This window comes from Pandoraea sp. PE-S2T-3 (assembly GCF_002179965.1).
Taxonomy (GTDB): Bacteria; Pseudomonadota; Gammaproteobacteria; order Burkholderiales; family Burkholderiaceae; genus Pandoraea.
On record NZ_NGUQ01000037.1, the window covers coordinates 226,466 to 244,395 of the forward strand.

At 63.2% G+C, this 17,930-nt stretch carries 17 protein-coding genes and 1 pseudogene; 12 read left to right on the forward strand and 6 right to left on the reverse strand.

Features of this window, described 5'->3' with window-relative positions; genetic code table 11:
* The first annotated feature begins 8 nt into the window (after positions 1 to 8).
* Positions 9 to 1,760 carry a hypothetical protein gene (locus tag CDV46_RS23305; RefSeq protein WP_087725270.1) on the forward strand — a complete coding sequence of 584 codons (1,752 nt, stop codon included), beginning with the start codon at positions 9 to 11 and terminating at the stop codon, positions 1,758 to 1,760.
* A gap of 98 nt (positions 1,761 to 1,858) precedes the next feature.
* Here CDV46_RS23305 and CDV46_RS23310 read toward each other — a convergent pair whose 3' ends face one another.
* The 6 genes from CDV46_RS23310 to CDV46_RS23335 all read right to left on the reverse strand — a co-directional run bounded on the left by CDV46_RS23310 (position 1,859) and on the right by CDV46_RS23335 (position 6,349).
* Entirely contained in the window at positions 1,859 to 2,653 is a 795-nt protein-coding gene (locus CDV46_RS23310; RefSeq protein ID WP_087687878.1) for a peptidylprolyl isomerase, read from the reverse strand.
* A gap of 63 nt (positions 2,654 to 2,716) precedes the next feature.
* On the reverse strand, positions 2,717 to 2,980 hold the full coding sequence (locus CDV46_RS23315; protein WP_087687877.1) for a BolA family protein: 264 nt from the start codon (positions 2,978 to 2,980) through the stop codon (positions 2,717 to 2,719).
* A 21-nt stretch (positions 2,981 to 3,001) separates the two neighbouring features.
* Positions 3,002 to 3,535 carry a septation protein A gene (locus tag CDV46_RS23320; RefSeq protein WP_087725272.1) on the reverse strand — a complete coding sequence of 178 codons (534 nt, stop codon included), beginning with the start codon at positions 3,533 to 3,535 and terminating at the stop codon, positions 3,002 to 3,004.
* A 169-nt stretch (positions 3,536 to 3,704) separates the two neighbouring features.
* A complete protein-coding gene (locus CDV46_RS23325) occupies positions 3,705 to 4,115 on the reverse strand; it encodes a YgiW/YdeI family stress tolerance OB fold protein (RefSeq protein ID WP_150684331.1) in 411 nt (136 codons plus the stop codon).
* Between the two features lie 115 nt (positions 4,116 to 4,230).
* A complete protein-coding gene (msrB, locus tag CDV46_RS23330; protein WP_087687874.1) occupies positions 4,231 to 4,665 on the reverse strand; it encodes a peptide-methionine (R)-S-oxide reductase MsrB in 435 nt (144 codons plus the stop codon).
* A gap of 136 nt (positions 4,666 to 4,801) precedes the next feature.
* Positions 4,802 to 6,349: a protein adenylyltransferase SelO gene (locus CDV46_RS23335; protein WP_087725274.1), complete on the reverse strand. Its 1,548-nt coding sequence runs from the start codon at positions 6,347 to 6,349 to the stop codon at positions 4,802 to 4,804.
* 319 nt (positions 6,350 to 6,668) lie between these two features.
* Here CDV46_RS23335 and CDV46_RS23340 point away from each other — a divergent pair, with 319 nt between their 5' ends.
* The 11 genes and pseudogenes from CDV46_RS23340 to CDV46_RS23385 all read left to right on the forward strand — a co-directional run bounded on the left by CDV46_RS23340 (position 6,669) and on the right by CDV46_RS23385 (position 17,919).
* Positions 6,669 to 8,300: a 3-(methylthio)propionyl-CoA ligase gene (locus CDV46_RS23340; protein WP_087725276.1), complete on the forward strand. Its 1,632-nt coding sequence runs from the start codon at positions 6,669 to 6,671 to the stop codon at positions 8,298 to 8,300.
* A 240-nt stretch (positions 8,301 to 8,540) separates the two neighbouring features.
* Positions 8,541 to 9,497 carry a branched-chain amino acid ABC transporter permease gene (locus CDV46_RS23345; RefSeq protein ID WP_087726061.1) on the forward strand — a complete coding sequence of 319 codons (957 nt, stop codon included), beginning with the start codon at positions 8,541 to 8,543 and terminating at the stop codon, positions 9,495 to 9,497.
* A gap of 140 nt (positions 9,498 to 9,637) precedes the next feature.
* Positions 9,638 to 10,966, forward strand: coding sequence for a branched-chain amino acid ABC transporter permease (locus CDV46_RS23350; RefSeq protein ID WP_254916189.1), 1,329 nt, complete (start codon positions 9,638 to 9,640; stop codon positions 10,964 to 10,966).
* An 11-nt stretch (positions 10,967 to 10,977) separates the two neighbouring features.
* Positions 10,978 to 11,529, forward strand: a pseudogene (locus CDV46_RS23355) (ATP-binding cassette domain-containing protein); the annotation flags it as partial.
* Positions 11,530 to 11,628: 99 nt separating this feature from the next.
* Positions 11,629 to 11,802: a hypothetical protein gene (locus tag CDV46_RS27735; protein WP_441339358.1), complete on the forward strand. Its 174-nt coding sequence runs from the start codon at positions 11,629 to 11,631 to the stop codon at positions 11,800 to 11,802.
* Positions 11,795 to 12,553, forward strand: coding sequence for an ABC transporter ATP-binding protein (locus CDV46_RS23360; RefSeq protein ID WP_087725281.1), 759 nt, complete (start codon positions 11,795 to 11,797; stop codon positions 12,551 to 12,553). Before CDV46_RS27735 ends, CDV46_RS23360 begins: the two co-directional genes overlap by 8 nt.
* A gap of 94 nt (positions 12,554 to 12,647) precedes the next feature.
* Positions 12,648 to 14,744, forward strand: a complete 2,097-nt coding sequence (locus CDV46_RS23365; protein WP_087725283.1) for a 3-hydroxyacyl-CoA dehydrogenase NAD-binding domain-containing protein — start codon at positions 12,648 to 12,650, stop codon at positions 14,742 to 14,744.
* 33 nt (positions 14,745 to 14,777) lie between these two features.
* Positions 14,778 to 15,383 carry a bifunctional nicotinamidase/pyrazinamidase gene (pncA, locus tag CDV46_RS23370; protein WP_087725285.1) on the forward strand — a complete coding sequence of 202 codons (606 nt, stop codon included), beginning with the start codon at positions 14,778 to 14,780 and terminating at the stop codon, positions 15,381 to 15,383.
* 208 nt (positions 15,384 to 15,591) lie between these two features.
* Positions 15,592 to 16,032, forward strand: a complete 441-nt coding sequence (locus CDV46_RS23375; RefSeq protein WP_058378362.1) for a PaaI family thioesterase — start codon at positions 15,592 to 15,594, stop codon at positions 16,030 to 16,032.
* 14 nt (positions 16,033 to 16,046) lie between these two features.
* Positions 16,047 to 17,042: an NADP-dependent oxidoreductase gene (locus CDV46_RS23380; RefSeq protein ID WP_087725288.1), complete on the forward strand. Its 996-nt coding sequence runs from the start codon at positions 16,047 to 16,049 to the stop codon at positions 17,040 to 17,042.
* 136 nt (positions 17,043 to 17,178) lie between these two features.
* Positions 17,179 to 17,919 carry a class I SAM-dependent methyltransferase gene (locus tag CDV46_RS23385; RefSeq protein ID WP_087725291.1) on the forward strand — a complete coding sequence of 247 codons (741 nt, stop codon included), beginning with the start codon at positions 17,179 to 17,181 and terminating at the stop codon, positions 17,917 to 17,919.
* Positions 17,920 to 17,930 lie beyond the last annotated feature (11 nt).

Genomic DNA, 17,930 nt, shown 5'->3' on the forward strand with positions numbered 1-17,930 from the left:
GTCTTGTCATGTGGCACCTCGCTGGTTTCGCCGGCAGCCGCACGTTGAGCGCTCGGCTACTCAACATACGCAGCGCACGCAGTGCCGTGATGGTCATCGCCCTTGTGCTTGCCGGATTGTGGGCGCTGCCAGTTCACGCGCTCACCGGCGCCGATGTTGCGTATCTGGTCAACCAGCGCTATCAGTCGAGCGTGACGCAGTGCGCGCTCAATCGTCCCGCATGGATGTGCTCTGGCGTGCTGATGCGCGCGCTGCCAGGGGACGCTTCGCAGCCGTTTGCACAACTGACGGCAGAGGAGTTGGCGTCGCAATCGGCCAACGTTGCCTACGTGAGACATGATTTGCGTACCAGCGGGCTGGCAACGAGCGCGGGTTTTATTCTCGCAGATGGATTGACGGCGGCGGGATGGGGCAAGCCGCTCGATGTGCGCTGTGCTTACCCGGTGGCGGTAACGCCCGCAGCGGACACGGCGTCGCACGGCTGCGATTTGCTGGCGACGGCCGCGGCGTCACCGCCGGACCTGAGTTCTTGCCTGCCCAACGGCGTGACGGATGCGCCGGGCTGGATGACGTTATTCGCTGGCAACGGCAGCGACGTCAACCGGCAGTGCTCGTTCAGTGCGATTGTGGCGAAACAGTTCAAGGCGTCGCTCGACGCGCATGCACTGGTGACCGATGCGCTGGCACCGGGGCCGAACAACGTACTCGTCACGGCATGGGACCCGGCAAAACCGGAGACGATTCCCGTGCAGGCGTTCTTCTACGACGTCAGTCACGGTGGACAACTCATTCAGGCGCAGCGTTACCAAAAGCAATACTTCGATGCGACCGGCGCGTGGGTGCCGATCTTGCGCATGGGGTTTGGGCCACCGCAGGGCGCCACCTATGGCTTTGATGAAACCGATCAGCTCGACGAGGGGTTTCGCGTCGCCGCGCGGTTGAATGCGCGTTATGCCGATGTGTCTCCGACGTGTCCCGGGGGGCGGCCGGCGTTCTATTGCAATGGTGTGATCGTACGCATTGCCGCGGCTTCGGCCGAATTTCATGCGTGGAACCCGAGTCCCAGTGCGGTGGGGCGAGATGGAGTTCCGTTCTCCTATATGCGGGCGGACGCAGGGGTGACGTCGCTGATCGACGCGCGCGGTGGCACGGGGTTCATCATGCGAGAGGCCGCTGCGCCAACGGGATACCCGCTGACAGTGCGCTGTGAATTTCCTTCTGATGGATGGACAGGGTCGCGTTACGAGAGTTGTTACAGCAACGCCGATCACCGGTTCTGTGACGAGATGGGCGTGACCACGATTGCGGCGTGGCAGGCCCACTACCTGACGACGTCGCTTGGCACACAGTGTCCGTTTCGCCCCGATGCAGCGAGTTTCCAATTGAGCATCGAGGCACGTCGGCATTTCCCGAACGAGAACCCGCTTCGGCACGCCTACAACGAGTTGGTGATCCGGCCGTGGCCGCAGAATATTCCGCTGAGCTTGCCGCTCGAAGCGTTCATCTCGGTGGATGATGGTGTGCCGCAGGCGCGCTATCTGCAACAGGACTATCTGACACAGACGGGGCGCTTTCTCCCTGTGATTCGTGTCAATCCGACCGCGGCAGCGGGCGGCGTTTTTGTCTACGTGCCGGATGACCAGATTGCCGCCTTATCGACACCGGTGTCGCCACCGACAGGCGCGTTATCGAGTGCCCCGCGTGGCGGCGCGCTAACCGGCAACTCGGGTCCCGAAGGATTGAAGCGGAACGGGCAGTGACGGGACGACGTGGAGATTGTCTTCGCGCATCAACAAAAAACCCGCCAGCTGGCGGGTTTTTCGTATCTGACGCATGTCTGACAAGATGCCGGCGATCCTTACTGGATCTTGGCCTTCTTCTCGAGACCGTCGATGAAGTTTTGAAGCTTCTCTTCCTGCATTTGCTGCACGAGCTGCGGCTTGACGTCGGCGAGCGGCGGGATCTGCGCGTCGCGCGAGTCGTCGAGTTCGATGACGTGATAGCCGAACGAGGTCTTCACCGGGGTCTGCGTGTACTGACCCTTTTGGAGCTTTTGCAGCGCGTCGGCAAATTCCGGCACGTAGGCATTGGCCGGCGACCAGTCGAGGTCACCGCCGTTTTGCGCCGAACCCGGGTCCTTCGAGTACTGCTTGGCCAGATCGGCAAAGTTGGCACCGGCCTTGAGCTTGGCGATGATTTCCTTGGCCGTATCTTCGCTCGGCACGAGGATGTGACGAGCGTGGTATTCCTTGTCGCCGAACTGCTTCTTCAACTGGTCATAGCGCGCCTGCACATCGGCATCGGTGACCGGCGACGTCTTCTGGAAGTTGGTGATCAGTGCGCGGATCAGCACGCCTTGCTTGGCCAGTTCGACCTGAGCCTTCACGTCGGCGTCGCTTGCCAGACCCTGGCGCACGGCTTCCTGCGCGAGAATTTCGCGCTTGACCAGCTCTTCGCGCACTTGCTGTTGCAGTTGCGGCGAGTTCGGCTGGCCCTGACGGACCATTTCACGCACCATCGCATCGGCGCGCTTGACGGGCACCGGCGTGCCGTTCACGACGGCGACATTCTGGGCAAGTGCGGGAAGGGATACGGCGGTCAGCGACACGGTGGCGGCGAGCGCCAATGCCGTGCGGGCGAGTTTCAATGCCATGCTGTTTTTCCTAACGAATGACGGAGGCAAGGTTAATCGACGGGGGACGCGTCGCACGCGTTCTTACGCTTCGCCAGGGGCGAGCGCGACGATGGCGAGGGCGTGAATGCCGTTCTGCATCAAATCGGCAAGCGCATCATACACCAGCCGATGCCGCGCCACGCGGTTGCGACCGGCAAAGGCGGGCGAGACGATGCGAAGGTTGTAATGCCCGCCGGACGCCGCACCGGCATGGCCGGCGTGACGCGCGCTGTCGTTCTCGAGAACCATCTCGATCGGGGTGAGGGCGGCCGTGAGGCGCGCCTCGATTTGCTGTTCCATGGTCATGGTGTCGGTTCCGGTCGCAGGTTACTCGTCTTGCTTGATGTACTTCGCGAGCCAGAGGCTCTGCACGACGATGAACACCACCATGAGGCCCATGCCGCCGAAGAGCTTGAAGTTCACCCAGGTGTCGGTCGAGAACTGATAGGCGATCACCAGATTGAGCGCACCCATCGCGAGGAAGAAGAGCGCCCAGCTGAAATTCACGGAACGCCACAGATGCTCGGGCAGCGCCATTTGCTTTTCCATCATGGCGCGAATCAGGTTCTTGTCGAACATGAGTTCAGCCACGAACAGCGTGATGCCGAACATCCAGTAAAGCGCGGTGGGCTTCCACTTGATGAAGGTGTCGTTGTGCAGCCAGATGGTGGCGCCGCCGAACACCACGATGATGGCGAGGCTGACCCATTGCATCGGCTCGACTTTGCGGTGACGCAGCCACATCCAGGCAACTTGCACGATCGTGGTGGCGATCGCAATGCCCGTGGCGATGTAGATGCCGGCGAACTTGAAGGCGACGAAAAACAGAATGACCGGTAACAGGTCGAACAGAAATTTCATGAGGTCTCGACTTGGGGGCTACGGGCTTGCCGGCCTGAGGTGTGGACGTCGAACGCGCCTTGAACGCGCGCCGTTGAATCTCACCGGGCGGCAAACCCGCATTATATTTCAAAGCCCCTGTTTTCAAAGCACCGCTTTCCGGGCGCGGATGGCAGCCGGAAGACGGCGCTTATCGAATGATTTCGAGTCGCTTGACGTCGATGTCGCTCGGACGATGACGGTGGCGGTCCACTTCGCCCGTGATGCGAACGCGGGTCTTGTCGTCGATCTTGACGCCCGGCGGCAGATACTTGTCGTCGAGTTCGATTTCGATGGTGTGACCCGCGTCGTCGCGGAACGTGTAGTGCTCGTGCTTGATGCGGTTGACGATGAAGCCTTCGATGACGGCTTGCGCGTCGTCAGGGGCGGACAACGCTTGCTGGACAGAGACGACACTCGGCATGACCGACGGCACGGCGACAGCCGCTGCGGGCGGGGCGCCGGGGCCCGTGTACTGCGCGATAGCCGGCGTGGCCGACAGCGCGCCGAGAGCGGCTGCCGAGGCGAGAAGCATGGCGAAGCGAGTCTTTTGCACGGACATGAGAGGCGTTCCTTGTTGTTGATAGAGGAAACTCAGCATAGCAGAATACCGAACCGCAATCGGTGACTTCCCTGAACCGCGCCGACGAGCCAACGTCCGCTGCGGCGCTCACGCGTCAGTCGCTTTTTCCAGCCTTGTCATCCGGCGCCGGGTTGCCTTCCTTGTCATCGAAATTCAGCGATGCCGAGTTGATGCAGTACCGCAAACCGGTCGGCGCCGGGCCGTCTTCGAAGACGTGACCCAGATGGGCGTCGCAGTTACGGCAACGCACTTCTACGCGGACCATGCCGTGGCTGTAATCCATGATTTCGTCGACGCCGGCACCCTCGACCGGCTTGCTATAGCTGGGCCAGCCGCAACCTGCGTCGAATTTGTCCGTCGATTGGAAGAGCGGTTCACCGCAGCAAACGCACCGATACGTCCCGTCTTTCCAGTGATCCCAGTAACGGCCGGTGAAGGCGCGTTCGGTCGCGGCGTTGCGGGTGACCTGATACTCGACGTCATCGAGTTGGGCGCGCCAGTCGGCATCGCTCTTTTCCACTTTGCTCATGAAATTCTCCTGAGTTTTGATACCCGGATTTCTATGATCCGGGTGTCATCTGACGAGTTGCATATTGGGATAATTCCCCCGATCGCAATGCGTCAGTGATCAATGCTTGTTTCCGTCAATTCTAGTGAGGTGTGAATTACGAGGAACAGCTCACTTCCAACTGACCGGCCCAGTCGGGCGGCAGTTCGGCGTAGCGCTCGAATTCCGGCTGTTCATCGTACGGCCGCGAGAGCACTCGCAGCAGCGTGTCCACTTCCGAGAAATCCTTCTCATCGGCCCGTCGGATGGCGACTTCGGCCAGATGGTTGCGCAACACGTATTTCGGATTCACCAGACGCATCGCAACGGCGCGCTTGGCATCGGTACTGGCCTCATGCCGCAAACGTGCGCGATAGTCGACGGCCCACGCGTCGAAGCCCGCCCGGTCGATAAACATGTCACGCAACGGCGCATCGGCCGCCGGATTGTCGAGTTGCAGCGTGGCAAGCGTGCGGAACAGGTGCGTGAAGTCCACGCGTCCCTCGTGCATCAGCTTGAACAGGCGATTGATGAGCACCTCGTCGTCGGCGTGCGACTCGCGCAGCCCGAGCTTGGCGCGCATGCGCAGGTCGATTTCTTCGGCGAAACGCGTCTTGAACACGGGCAACGCCGATTGCGCCAGTTCGATGGCGGCGTCGCCTTCACCAAACAGCGGCAGCAGCGCTTGCGCGAGGCAGAACAAGTTCCAGTACGCCACGTTCGGCTGCGCCTGATAGGCGTAACGGCCCTGCGTGTCCGAGTGGTTGCAGATGTGGTGCGCGTTGAACGCGTCGAGAAAGCCGAAGGGCCCGTAGTCGATCGTCAGGCCGAGAATCGACATGTTGTCGGTATTCATCACGCCATGACAGAAGCCGACAGCCTGCCAATGTGCGATGAGCTCGGCCGTCGCTTCGCACACCGCTTCGAGCAAGGCGAGATAGGGATTGGCGGCCTCGCGGCAATGCGGATAGTGGTGATCGATCGTAAAGTCGGCGAGCTGGCGCAGCGCGTCGTGCTGACCCGCGGCCCAGAAGTGTTCGAAGTGACCGAAGCGGATGAAGCTCGGCGACAGACGCGTCACGACCGCAGCCGTCTCGATCGTTTCGCGGCGCACGGGGGCGTCCGAGCCGACCACGCACAGCGCGCGTGTCGTCGGCACGCCCAGATGGAACATGGCTTCCGAGCAGAGAAATTCCCGAATCGACGAGCGTAGGACGGCGCGGCCGTCGCCCATGCGCGAATAAGGCGTGAGCCCGCCGCCCTTGAGCTGGATTTCCCAACGGCCACCGGCGCCATCGGCTTCGCCCAGCAGCAGCGCGCGGCCGTCGCCGAGTTGGCCGGCCCAGACACCGAACTGATGCCCGGAGTAGACGCTGGCGAGCGGGTCACCGCCGGCGAGCGGCTGATTGCCGGCAAACGTCGCGAGAAACTCCGGATCGCGCGCTGCGTCGGGCGACCAGCCCAGCAGGCGGGCGGCATCGGCTGAGAAGCCGACCAGATAGGGCTCGGGCAACGGCTGAGGGGAGAGACGGGTGTAGAAGTTCGGACCAAGCGACGCAAACCGGTTCGCGAGATTCAGCGGGCCGAAATTCCTGAGCGACGAAGGGGCGGCCGGTGCGGCTGGTGAAGCCGGAGAAGCGCTTGCGGGGCGGTCTGATGCCGACATTGGGGACGTTCCTGATGGTGAACAAACATTCTACTTGAGGTGTCCGGCGCTTGCTGCCGCGCTGCGAGGGCTTTGCCAGCGCACTTTGGCGAGAACGGCGAGGGTGCGAGGCGAGCCGCCGTGCTGCGCCGCACAAGCGATCGGCGTTGACCGATGGCTCGGGCGCGTCAAGAATCGGGCTGCGTGGCACCATGAATGCACGCATCAGACGTGCCAGCCTGTCACGCGCCGTGCTCATCGAACATATTCACAGCTCATAGCCGTAGCCCAGACGTATCCCGATATTCCGGTAGTCCCGACTTTTCTGGAGATTCGACGCATGGCACCACCGCTCCTCGGCCAGATGATGGCCGCGCCGCTGCTGATTTCTTCGTTGCTGACTCACGCCGCGCGCCACCACGGCGACACCGAGATCGTCTCGCGTCGCGTGGAAGGCGACATCCATCGCTACACATGGCGTGACGCCGAGCGCCGCTCGCGACAGCTTGCCCTTGCCCTGCGCCGGCTCGGCGTGGGTGACGGCGAGCGCGTCGGCACGCTGGCATGGAACGGTTATCGCCACCTTGAGCTTTACTACGGCGTTTCGGGCATGGGCAACGTGGTCCATACGATCAACCCGCGCCTGTTTCCCGAGCAGATTGCGTTCATCGTCAATCACGCCGAAGACCGCTACGTGGCGTTCGACATCAACTTCATGCCGTTGGTCGAGGCCATTGCGCCGCAATGCCCGGGCGTGCAGGGCTGGATCGCCATGACCGACCGCGCGCATCTGCCTGCGTCGACGCTACCGTTGCTGTGCTACGAAGACCTGCTGGCCGCAGAAGACGCCGACACGTACGTCTGGCCCGAAATGGACGAGAAAACGGCGTCCGGGCTGTGCTACACGTCGGGTACCACCGGCAACCCCAAGGGCGTGCTCTACAGTCACCGCTCGACGGTGTTGCATGCGTTCGGTGCGTCGCTGCCCGACGCCATGGCCATGTCGGCGCGCGATGCCGTGCTGCCCGTCGTGCCGATGTTCCACGTCAACGCGTGGGGCATGCCGTACTCGAGCGCACTCGTCGGCGCGAAGCTCGTATTCCCCGGTAAAGACCTCGACGGCAAGTCGATCTACGAATTGTTCGAAGCCGAGGGCGTGACCTTCTCGGCGGGCGTGCCGACGGTCTGGCTGGGGCTGCTGACGTACGTGAAATCGATCGGTGCGCGATTCTCGACGCTGGAGCGCACGGTGATCGGCGGCTCGGCGTGCCCGCCCGCGATGCTGACCACGTTCGAAAAGGACTATGGCGTGCGTGTCATCCACGCGTGGGGCATGAGCGAGATGTCGCCGCTCGGCACACTCTGCCATCTGCGCAAGCACCATCGCGAACTGCCGGCCGAAGATCAGCAACACATTCTGGAGAAGCAGGGGACGGCTATTTACGGTGTCGATCTGAAGATCGTCGGGCCCGAGGGCGAGGAACTGCCGTGGGATGGCAAGGCGTTCGGCGATCTGTATACGCGGGGGCCATGGGTGCTCGACCGCTATTTCCGTGCCGACACGTCGCCGCTGGTCGACGGCTGGTTCCCGACGGGCGATGTGGCCACCATCGATCCCGAGGGCTACGTACAGATCACCGACCGCAGCAAGGATGTGATCAAGTCGGGCGGCGAGTGGATCAGCTCGATCGACGTCGAGAACATCGCGATGGCACACCCCGAGATTCACGAGGCGGCCTGTATCGCCGTGCGCCATCCGAAGTGGGAGGAGCGCCCGCTGCTGGTGGTCGTGCGCAAGCCGGGTTCTTCGCTCACACGCGAAGATGTGCTGGCCTTCTACGAAGGGCGCGTCGTGAAGTGGTGGATTCCCGACGATGTCGTGTTTGTCGACGAGATTCCGCACACGGCCACCGGCAAGATGCTCAAGCTCAAGTTGCGCGAGCGATTCCGGGACTATCAGGCGGCGCCATAGGGGGCCGGCACGCGCCCTGACCTCACCCCTCTCGGAAAACTCCGAAGCGGGGTGCAGGCGGCACCTCAAAAGCAAGTCACGACGCCATTTTCCGGCAGATCGGCCGCCATTCCAGCGGCCCGCGCCCCCTATAATGTCAGCCAGATTTTCGTTCACCGCGGCCCTGTTTGCCGCGTCTTTCGTTTGCATTTCGTTCGTATTTCGTTTGCCTCGAAGCAAGGCATTGACCAAGGAGTCGCAGTGCATTTCCTGAGCGCCACGGCTGGCCTCGTCCTCGTGAACGGCGCGAGCTACGGCTTGCTGCTGTTCATGCTGTCGAGCGGGCTCACGTTGATCTTCAGCATGCTCGGCGTGCTGAACTTCGCGCATGCCAGTTTCTACATGCTTGGGGCGTACTTTGCCTACGCACTGTCGTCCGCGCTGGGTTTCTGGCCGGCGCTGGTGTTGGCGCCCGTCATCGTCGGCGTATTCGGGGCGGTGTTCGAGCGAGGCGTCTTGCGACGGTTACGCACGCGTGGCGCGTTGGCCGAACTGCTGGCGACCTTCGGTCTGGCGTACATCGTTGTGGAGCTGGTGCAACTCGTCTGGGGACGCGGGCCCGTTGACTACGCGGTGCCGACGGCGTTCGAGGGCGTGCTCGTCACGGTGCTGGGCGTTGCCGTCCCCGCTTATCGACTGTTTCTGATGGCGCTCGCGTGCGTAGTGGCGGCGCTGGTTTGGGGGGCGTTTCGTGCCACGCGTGCCGGGCTCGTGTTGCAGGCAGCGTTGGCACAACCGGCCATGACACAGGCACTCGGTTACGACGTGCCAGCGCTTTATACCGGCGTATTCGCTTGTGGGGCCGCGTTGGCGGCGCTGGCAGGCGCGGCGGGCGGCAATGTGCTGGTGACCGAGCCGGGCATGGCCGCAACGGTTGGCAGCGTGGTATTCGTTGTGGTGGTGGTCGGTGGGCTCGGTTCATTAAGCGGTGCGTTTGCCGCGTCGCTGCTGATTGGCGTCTTGCAGACGTGGGCAGTCACGAGCGACGCGAGTCTCGCGCCATGGTGGCCATCGGCCGCACAGGGCGCGATCTTTGACGCGCTGTCGCCGGTCGCCCGCCTGACACTGGCGCAACTGGCCCCGGCGGTGCCGTACTTGCTGATGGTGGCGGTGCTGTTGTGGCGTCCGCGCGGGCTGCTCGGCGTGCGGGAGGGATGATGCGCGACGCCGCAGATAACCCGTCCCGCCGCCCGGTGGAAGGCGATACGTCCGATTCGCCCCATTCGTCCGATTCGCCCCATTTGCCCGATTCGCCGAACGCATCGGTGGCGACCATATTCAGGGCACCGAGGGCAGCAATGTCGCCGATGTCACCGGCGCCACCGGGACCACCGACGTTGCATTTGTCGGCGGGCCAGAACATTGCGATCTGGGCAGGCTTTGCGTTGCTGCTCGCGCTCTTGCCGTGGTGCTTTCCGTCAGAGGCGGCATTGACGCTGATGACGCAGATGGGCACCGCCGCCATTCTGGCGTTGTCATTCAACTTGTTGCTGGGGTCGACGGGGTTGCTGAGCTTTTGCCATGCGACCTACGCGGGTATCGGCGCGTACGCCGGCGTCTGGTGCGTGAACCGCATCGGGGCGGGCGCGTTGCCTGTCTCGATGTTCGTCGTACCGCTGGCCGGGGCGGCAGCCGGGGCGTTGGCGGGCGCGACGCTTGGCTTTGTCACCACGCGCCGCGCAGGCATGACGTTCGCGATGATCACGCTGGGCGTTGCCGAGCTGGTCTGGGTCGTCGCGGCGATGCTGCCCGAGTGGTTTGGCGGCGAGCGCGGCATTGCCACTGACCGGACACTGGGTGCGCCGTGGCTGGGGCTGACGTTCGGCTCGCAACGCGAGGTCTACGGACTCGTCGCCGTCTGGCTCTTCATCTGCGCGGCACTGATGTATGGCGTCACCCGTACCCCCTTGGGCTTTCTCGCGCGCGCTGTGAGAGATAACGCGGGGCGAGTCGCGTTTCTGGGGCAATCGCCCGCAGCGGTCCGCTACCGGATGCAGATCATTGCCGCTGCGTTTGCTGGCGTGGCAGGGGCACTTGGGGCGCTCAATTTCGAATTGGCGAGCGCAGACACTTTCAGTCTTGAACGTTCCGGCGTGGTGCTGGTATTCACCGTGCTGGGCGGCACGGCCTACTTTGCCGGACCGATGGTCGGCGCGGTGATCGGCGTATTCGCGACGGTCGTACTGGCGACGATGACACGGGCGTGGCAGCTTTATCTGGGGTTGGGATTTCTCGCTGTCGTGGTGTTTGCGCCGGGCGGTGTGGCCGGGTTGGTGGCCGGACACATGCGGGTGTTGCAAACGCTTCGCCAAGACACGGTACGACGTCTATGGCGTCCGTATCTGGCCGTATGCGCGGGGTTAGCCATGGTTGTCGGCGGTTTGATCGCCGTGGTCGAAATGACCTATGGCATTCGACTCGCCGTCGCCAGTGCGATCGACCCCGGACAATCATGGCTGTGCAGCGCGGGCGCGTCGAACGTCTGGGCGCGATGGGGCGTTGCAATGCTGAGCCTGATGCTGGGTGCGGCGTGGCTGTATCGCGCGTGGCCTCGCCTGATTGGCGCCGTTCGTCAGGTCGCCGGCCAAGTCGGCCGGTTAGCCCGCGGCGCCGGAGATCAGCCATGAGGCGCAGGCAAATGAGTGCGGGGAGTGCGGGGAGCGCGAGCCCGGGAGCGCAGCCGATCCTCAGCGTGCGCGGCGTGCGTAAATCATTTGGCCGCACGCAGGTGCTCGACGAAGTCGATCTCACGCTGGCCCCCGGCGAGCGGCTGGCCATCATCGGCCCGAACGGCGCGGGCAAAAGCACGCTCTTCGATGTGATCTCAGGGCGCACGTCGCCGGATAACGGTCGCGTGTTGTTGGGCGCGCGTGACGTGACCGGCCGGGCACCTCACCTCATCAGCCGACTGGGCTTGTCGCGAAGTTTTCAGACATCTCAACTGTTTTTGGAGACGAGCGTTGTCGACCACTTGCGTTGTGCGGCACTGTGGCCGAGCGGGCACCGCTACACGTTCTGGCGCAGCATGCGAGGGTTGCGCGATGTCACGGCAATCAGCGAAGACTGGCTGGTCCGTCTGGGGCTGGACACGCGCCGCGACGACCCCGCAGGTGCCTTGAGCTATGCCGAGCAACGGGTTCTCGAAATCGGCTTGTGCGCCGCGGCCGCAGGACAGGTGATGTTGCTCGACGAACCGACCGCAGGGATGAGTCAGTCCGAATCGGCGCGGGTGGTGGCCCTCATTGCCGAACTCAGTCGCGGACGTTCGTTATTGATGATCGAGCACGACATGCAGGTCGTGTTTTCGCTGGCCGACCGAATCGCGGTGCTGGCACGCGGCAAGATCATCGCGTGCGATGTGCCGGCGCGTATTCGTGAGCACCCGGACGTGCGGACGGCCTATCTCGGCGAGTATGCGGACGCCCTTGGTGCGTCGTCGACCGAAGGGAGGCACGATGCTTGAGGTGATTAACCTGACTGCCGGGTATGGGGGCGCCCGCGTGCTCAATGGGGTGACGATGCACGTTGCGCCGGGTGAGATCGTCGCCGTGCTGGGGCGCAACGGGGCGGGACGCTCGACGCTCGCTCGCGCCGTCATGGGGCAGCTTCCCCGGCAGGGCGACATCCGCTGGCAAGGCCAGTCGCTCACGTCGTTGGCGCCGCACCAGATCGCCCGGCTCGGCATCGGCTACGTGCCCGAGACACGCGATGTGTTCGGGCCGCTGACGGTGGCGCAGAATTTGCTGCTTGGCCAGCGAGGGACGCAGGCAGGACGTGCCTCCGTGGCTGGCAATGCGCGTGAACATGGCCATTCCCCGGCGTCCATGCGGACAAACCGTGCGTTGACATTGGAGGAAGCCTTCGAGCGCTTCGAGGAACTGGCACCGCGCCGACACGCACCATCGGCGTCGCTCTCGGGTGGCGAGCAGCAGTTGCTGTCGCTGTGCCGCGCGTTGATGGCTGGCCCCGATTTGCTGATCGTGGATGAGCCGACCGAAGGGCTGGCGCCGCGTGTGGTGGCACGGATCGGCCGAATTCTGACCGAACTCCGCGCTTCGGGTGTTGCCATATTACTGATCGAGCAAAAGCTGTCACTCGCGCTGAGTTGCGCACAACGGGTGGCGGTGATGGGGCGGGGGGCACTGGTGTTCGAGGGGACGCCCGACGAACTGGCACGGGCACACGACATTCGTGCCGAATGGCTTGAAGTCTAGCTGCGCTAGAATCGAACGATCGTTTCGCCGCACTGCGCTGAATCACGCGCTGGCGGTACCCCCAACGACACCAACAATAAGGAAAGAGACAACGATGAGCACGGCATATGAAGTCCGTGATGGCGTAGCCGTCATCACGCTGGAGAATCCCCCGGTCAACGGGCTGGGACACGCAACGCGCGCCGGTATCGCCGAAGGGCTGGCCAATGCACAGGCCGACGCACAAGTGCGTGCCATCGTGCTGATCGGCGGCGGCAAGGCATTCTCCGGCGGTGCCGATATTCGTGAATTCAACACACCGAAAGCGACTCAAAGCCCGCTGCTCGTCGATGTGATCAATGCGCTGGACGCTTGCGCGAAGCCGGTGGTTGCCGCCGTGCATGCGGTGGCCATGGGCGGTGGACTGGAACTCGCGCTCGCGTGCCACTACCGCGTGGCGCTGCCCGGCGCGCAAATCGCGCTGCCCGAGGTCAAGCTCGGGCTGCTGCCCGGCGCGGGCGGTACGCAGCGCCTGCCGCGTGCGATCGGCGTGACGCGCGCGCTCGATATGGTGGCCACGGGCAAGGTCGTCAAGTCGGAAGCGCTCGTCGGCCCGCTGTTTGCCAAGATGTTCGAAGGCACTCACGACGATCTTCTGACGGGTGCGATTGCCTTCGCGAACGATGTGGCGGCACGCGGCGAAGCACTGCCGCGCCTGCGTGACGTCGAGATCGACGACGCCGACGGTTCGACACAAACGGCTATCGACGCCGCACGCGAGAAGGTGCTGCGCGAACAGCCGCATTTTCCCGCGCCCCAGAAATGTGTGGCAGCCGTTGAAGCCGCGCTCGCGCGTCCGTTCGACGAGGGCGTGAAGTTCGAGCGGGAATGCTTTGTTTCACTGGTGACATCGCCGGAGTCGAAAGCCCTGCGACACGCCTTTCTGGGCGAACGTGCAGCGGCCAAGATCGCCGATGTGCCCGACGACACGCCGCTGCGCGCCATTGATCGTGTGGCGGTGATTGGCGCTGGCACGATGGGCAGCGGTATCGCGATGACATTTGCGAGTGCGGGCATCCCCGTGACGCTGGTCGACACGACTGACAGTGCACTTGCGCGCGGTTTCGACGCGATGCGGGGCAACTACGCGCGCGCGGTGACGCGAGGCAGGCTGGCGGCCGACGAGGCGCAGAAGCGCCTCGCACGGATTCACGGCAGCTCGGACTTCAACGCTGTGGCGGACGCTGATCTCATTGTCGAAGCTGTCTATGAAGACATGTCGATCAAGCAGGTGGTGTTTCGCGAGCTCGACAAGGTGGCAAAGCCGGGCGCAATTCTCGCGTCCAACACCTCCACGCTGGATCTGGACGCCTTGGCGGCAACCACGGGCCGTGCGCAAGACGTCATCGGCATGCATTTCTTCAGCCCCGCAAACATCATGCGGCTGCTCGAAGTCGTACGTGGCGCACACACCGGCCACGACGTGCTGGCGACGGTCATGAAGCTGGCCAAGCGCATCGGCAAGCTTGCGGTGGTGGCCCGAGTTTGCGACGGCTTTATCGGCAACCGGATGCTTGAGCCGTATTTCAAGCAATCGCAATGGATGGTGGAGCAGGGTGCATCGCCCGCGCAAATCGACGCCGCTATCGAGCGCTTCGGTTTCGCGATGGGCCCGTTCCGTACGAGCGATCTGGCGGGCAATGACGTGAGCTGGGCCATTCGCAAGCGTCGCCATGCCGAGCAGCCGGGGCTGGTCTATCCGAAAATTGCCGACGTGCTTTGCGAAGCGGGCCGATATGGTCAGAAGACGCATGCGGGGTGGTACAACTACGCCGATAGCGACCGCACGCCGCGTGAGTCAGCCGAAGTCGGACAGATGATTGACGACTATCGTCGCGAGCACGGCATCGTGCCGCACTCGTTCACCGATGACGAGATTGTCGAACGACTCGTCTACGCGCTGGTCAACGAGGGCGCCAAGGTGCTGGCCGATGGCACGGCGGCGCGCGCGTCCGATATCGATATGGTGTACCTGAACGGCTATGGTTTCCCGTTGTGGCGGGGCGGGCCGATGCTCTATGCCGATACCGTCGGACTCGATAAGGTGCTGTCGCGCGTGCGCGAGTTCGAAGCCGGTGTCCACGGTGAAGACTGGACGCCCGCGGCGCGCCTCGTCGAACTGGCCGAGAGCGGCAAGCGCTTTAACGGGTGAGCCCGGTAGGTGGCGAACCCGCAGGAGAATGCAATGAAACCGATGGACGAAGTCTTGCTTGTGATCGACGTGCAGTACGATTTCATGCCGGGCGGTGCGCTGGCGGTGCCGCACGGCGACGAGGTCGTGCCGGCAATCAACGCACTGGCAGGGGGCTTCTCGCACGTGGTGCTCACGCAGGACTGGCATCCGTCGGGGCACGTCTCGTTTGCGGAGAATCACCCCGGCAGCCAGCCGTTCGAGACCATTTCGCTGCCCTACGGCGACCAAGTCCTGTGGCCCATGCATTGCGTGCAGGACACCCGTGGCGCAGCGTTGCACGAGGGACTGCACATTCCGCAGGCGCAGGCGATCGTGCGCAAGGGCTATCACGTGGGGGTGGACAGCTATTCCGCATTTCTGGAAGCGGATCGCAAGACGCCGACGGGACTCGCCGGTTATTTACGCGACAAAGGTGTCCGGCGAGTGCACTGTGTGGGCCTCGCGACCGACTTCTGTGTGGCGTGGAGTGCGCTCGATGCCAAGGCCGCAGGCTTCGATGTCTGTTTGATCGAGCATGCCTGTCGCGCCATCGACCTGAATGGGTCGCTTGCGAAGGCATGGACGTCACTGGCCGAAGCGGGCGTGGGGCGCGAATGAGCGCGTTGTGCACCGACACCCCACGTATGCCGTGAGCTCTACCTATGCGCACGATGTGCACTAATTCAACGAATCACCCATTCCGGGCGCAATGACACTGACTTGCGTCCCTAGCTGACGAAATGACGATGGACACGTTTTACCGAACACTTGATCGACTTGCGGCGCGCCAACGTGGCGCCCGCCGTACGAGCCGGGAGAACATGCGATGAGCACGCTATCGATTCGCTCCGGGTTTATCGATCACCTTGGCATCGAACTTCTGCGCGCCGAGGGTGGCGAATCGGAACTTCGACTCAAGCTCGCGCCCCAGCATCTGAACAGTTGGGAGGTGATGCATGGCGGGGTCACGATGGCACTTCTCGACGTGGCGTTGAGCACGGCGAGCCGCAGCACCGCGCCGGAAGGCAGCGGAGTGGTCACCATCGAAATGAAGACGAGTTTCATGCAGCCGGGTTCCGGCGAAATGAGCGCTTTCGGGCGCGTGCTGCATCGCTCGACGACGATGGCGTATTGCGAAGGCGAAGTGCGCGACGCCAACGGCAAGCTCGTTGCAAAGGCTATGGGCACGTTCAAGTATCTGCGTCGTCTGGCGGTGGGCCGTGAGGTTCGCCAGCAGCGACGTCCCGACGATCCGCAGGGCGACTAACCGGAGCGTATGTCATGACGATCAACCGCCAGATTTTGCTGGTCTCACGTCCCAAGGGCGAGGCCACGCTGGACAATTTCCACCTTGCCGCCCCCGAACTCCCCGAACTCGGTGACGGGCAAGTGCTGGTGCGCAACTTCTATCTGTCACTCGACCCCTACATGCGTGGCCGCATGAACGACACCAAGTCGTACGCGCTACCGCAGCCGCTCGATGCCGTTATGGTCGGTGCAACGGTCGGCGAGGTGATCGAGTCGCGCCATCCCGACTGGCAACCGGGCGATGCCGTCACCGCGATGTTCGGGTGGCAGGAGTACGGCATTTCCGACGGCAGCAATCTGCGCCGCGTTGATGCCGTGCGCGTGCCGATGAGTGTGTATCTGGGGGCTGCCGGCATGCCGGGGGTCACTGCGTGGTACGGCCTGAACAAGATCATCGCGCCCAAGGCGGGGCAGACCGTAGCCGTGAGCGCGGCATCCGGCGCCGTGGGCAGTGTGGTGGGCCAACTGGCCAAGCGCATGGGGTGTCGCGTGGTGGGTATCGCTGGTGGTCCGCAGAAGTGCGCCTATGTCACCGAAACGCTGGGCTTCGATGCGTGCGTCGACTACAAGGCGGGCAATCTTTACGAGGCGCTGCGTGCGGCCGCACCCGACGGTATCGACGGCTACTTCGAGAATGTGGGTGGCGCGGTGTTCGATGCGGTGCTGGGCAATATCAACGCCCATTCACGCATCGCGCTGTGCGGCATGATCGCCGGCTATGACGGCCAGCCGGCGCCGCTGAAATACCCGGCGTTGCTGCTGACGAACCGCGTGAAGCTCGAAGGCTTCATCGTGACCGAGCATCTGGATATCTGGCCGCAGGCGCTGGCGGAATTGACCGACGCCATCGCCGCTGGCGAGTTGCACTACCGCGAGACGATGACGCAGGGGCTGGAGAGTGCACCCGCTGCGTTTCTCGGTTTGCTCAAGGGCGAGAACTTCGGGAAGCAGATCGTGCGGTTGGTATAGGGCGGGATTCTTCCCAAGTTTATCAAGTACCCCTGAATTTCAGGAGTATTGTTATTCACGTCCTTTCCATGGAAGGAGGCAGTTGGCACAATAGCGGAATCCCTACAGATAAGCCGCCCGAACGGTACTCGCTATTGTGACCACTGCTGCCAATTCGTCTTCCGTATCGTCTGCAAAGGCGTTCGTTCCCGAAACCCGCTTCGGGAATTGGTTTCTCAAGACATATACCTGGCGCCATCACGTGCTGCGCGTGGCCATCGAGGACTTGTTGCAGCTGGCGGACGGCACGATGCCTCAGGCACCCGTCGTACTCGATGCCGGATGCGGCCACGGTCAGTCGTTGCCGCTCCTGCATCGTTATTTCAAGCCGTCACGTCTGATCGGGCTCGACTGTTTCGCACCGGCGCTGACGGATGCACAAGTCCATGCGCGAAATGCCGGGGTCCCGGTCGAACTGCATTCGGGCGATTGTTCGGCGATTCCTTTGCCCGATGCCAGTTGCGATATCGTCTTCTGCCATCAGACGTTCCACCATCTTGTCTATCAGGAAGCGGCGCTGGCCGAATTCCATCGTGTGCTCAAGCCGGGTGGTTTGCTGTGCTTCGCCGAGTCGACAGAGGCGTACATTCGGTCGTGGGTGATCAGGTTATTGTTCCGCCATCCGATGCACGTTCAGCGCAGCGCCGAGGGTTACCTTGACATCATTCGCGAGGCGGGATTTACGTTCGAGCGAGACAATGTCTCTTACCCGTACCTGTGGTGGAGTCGGGCGAAGGACTTCGGGCTGCTCGAACGCCTGAGGTTGCAGCGACGCCGAGTGTTTGGCGAGCGCGAAGAGACGTTGGTGAACGTTGTCGCGAGGAAACCAAGGGCGTAACCCACTCAGGG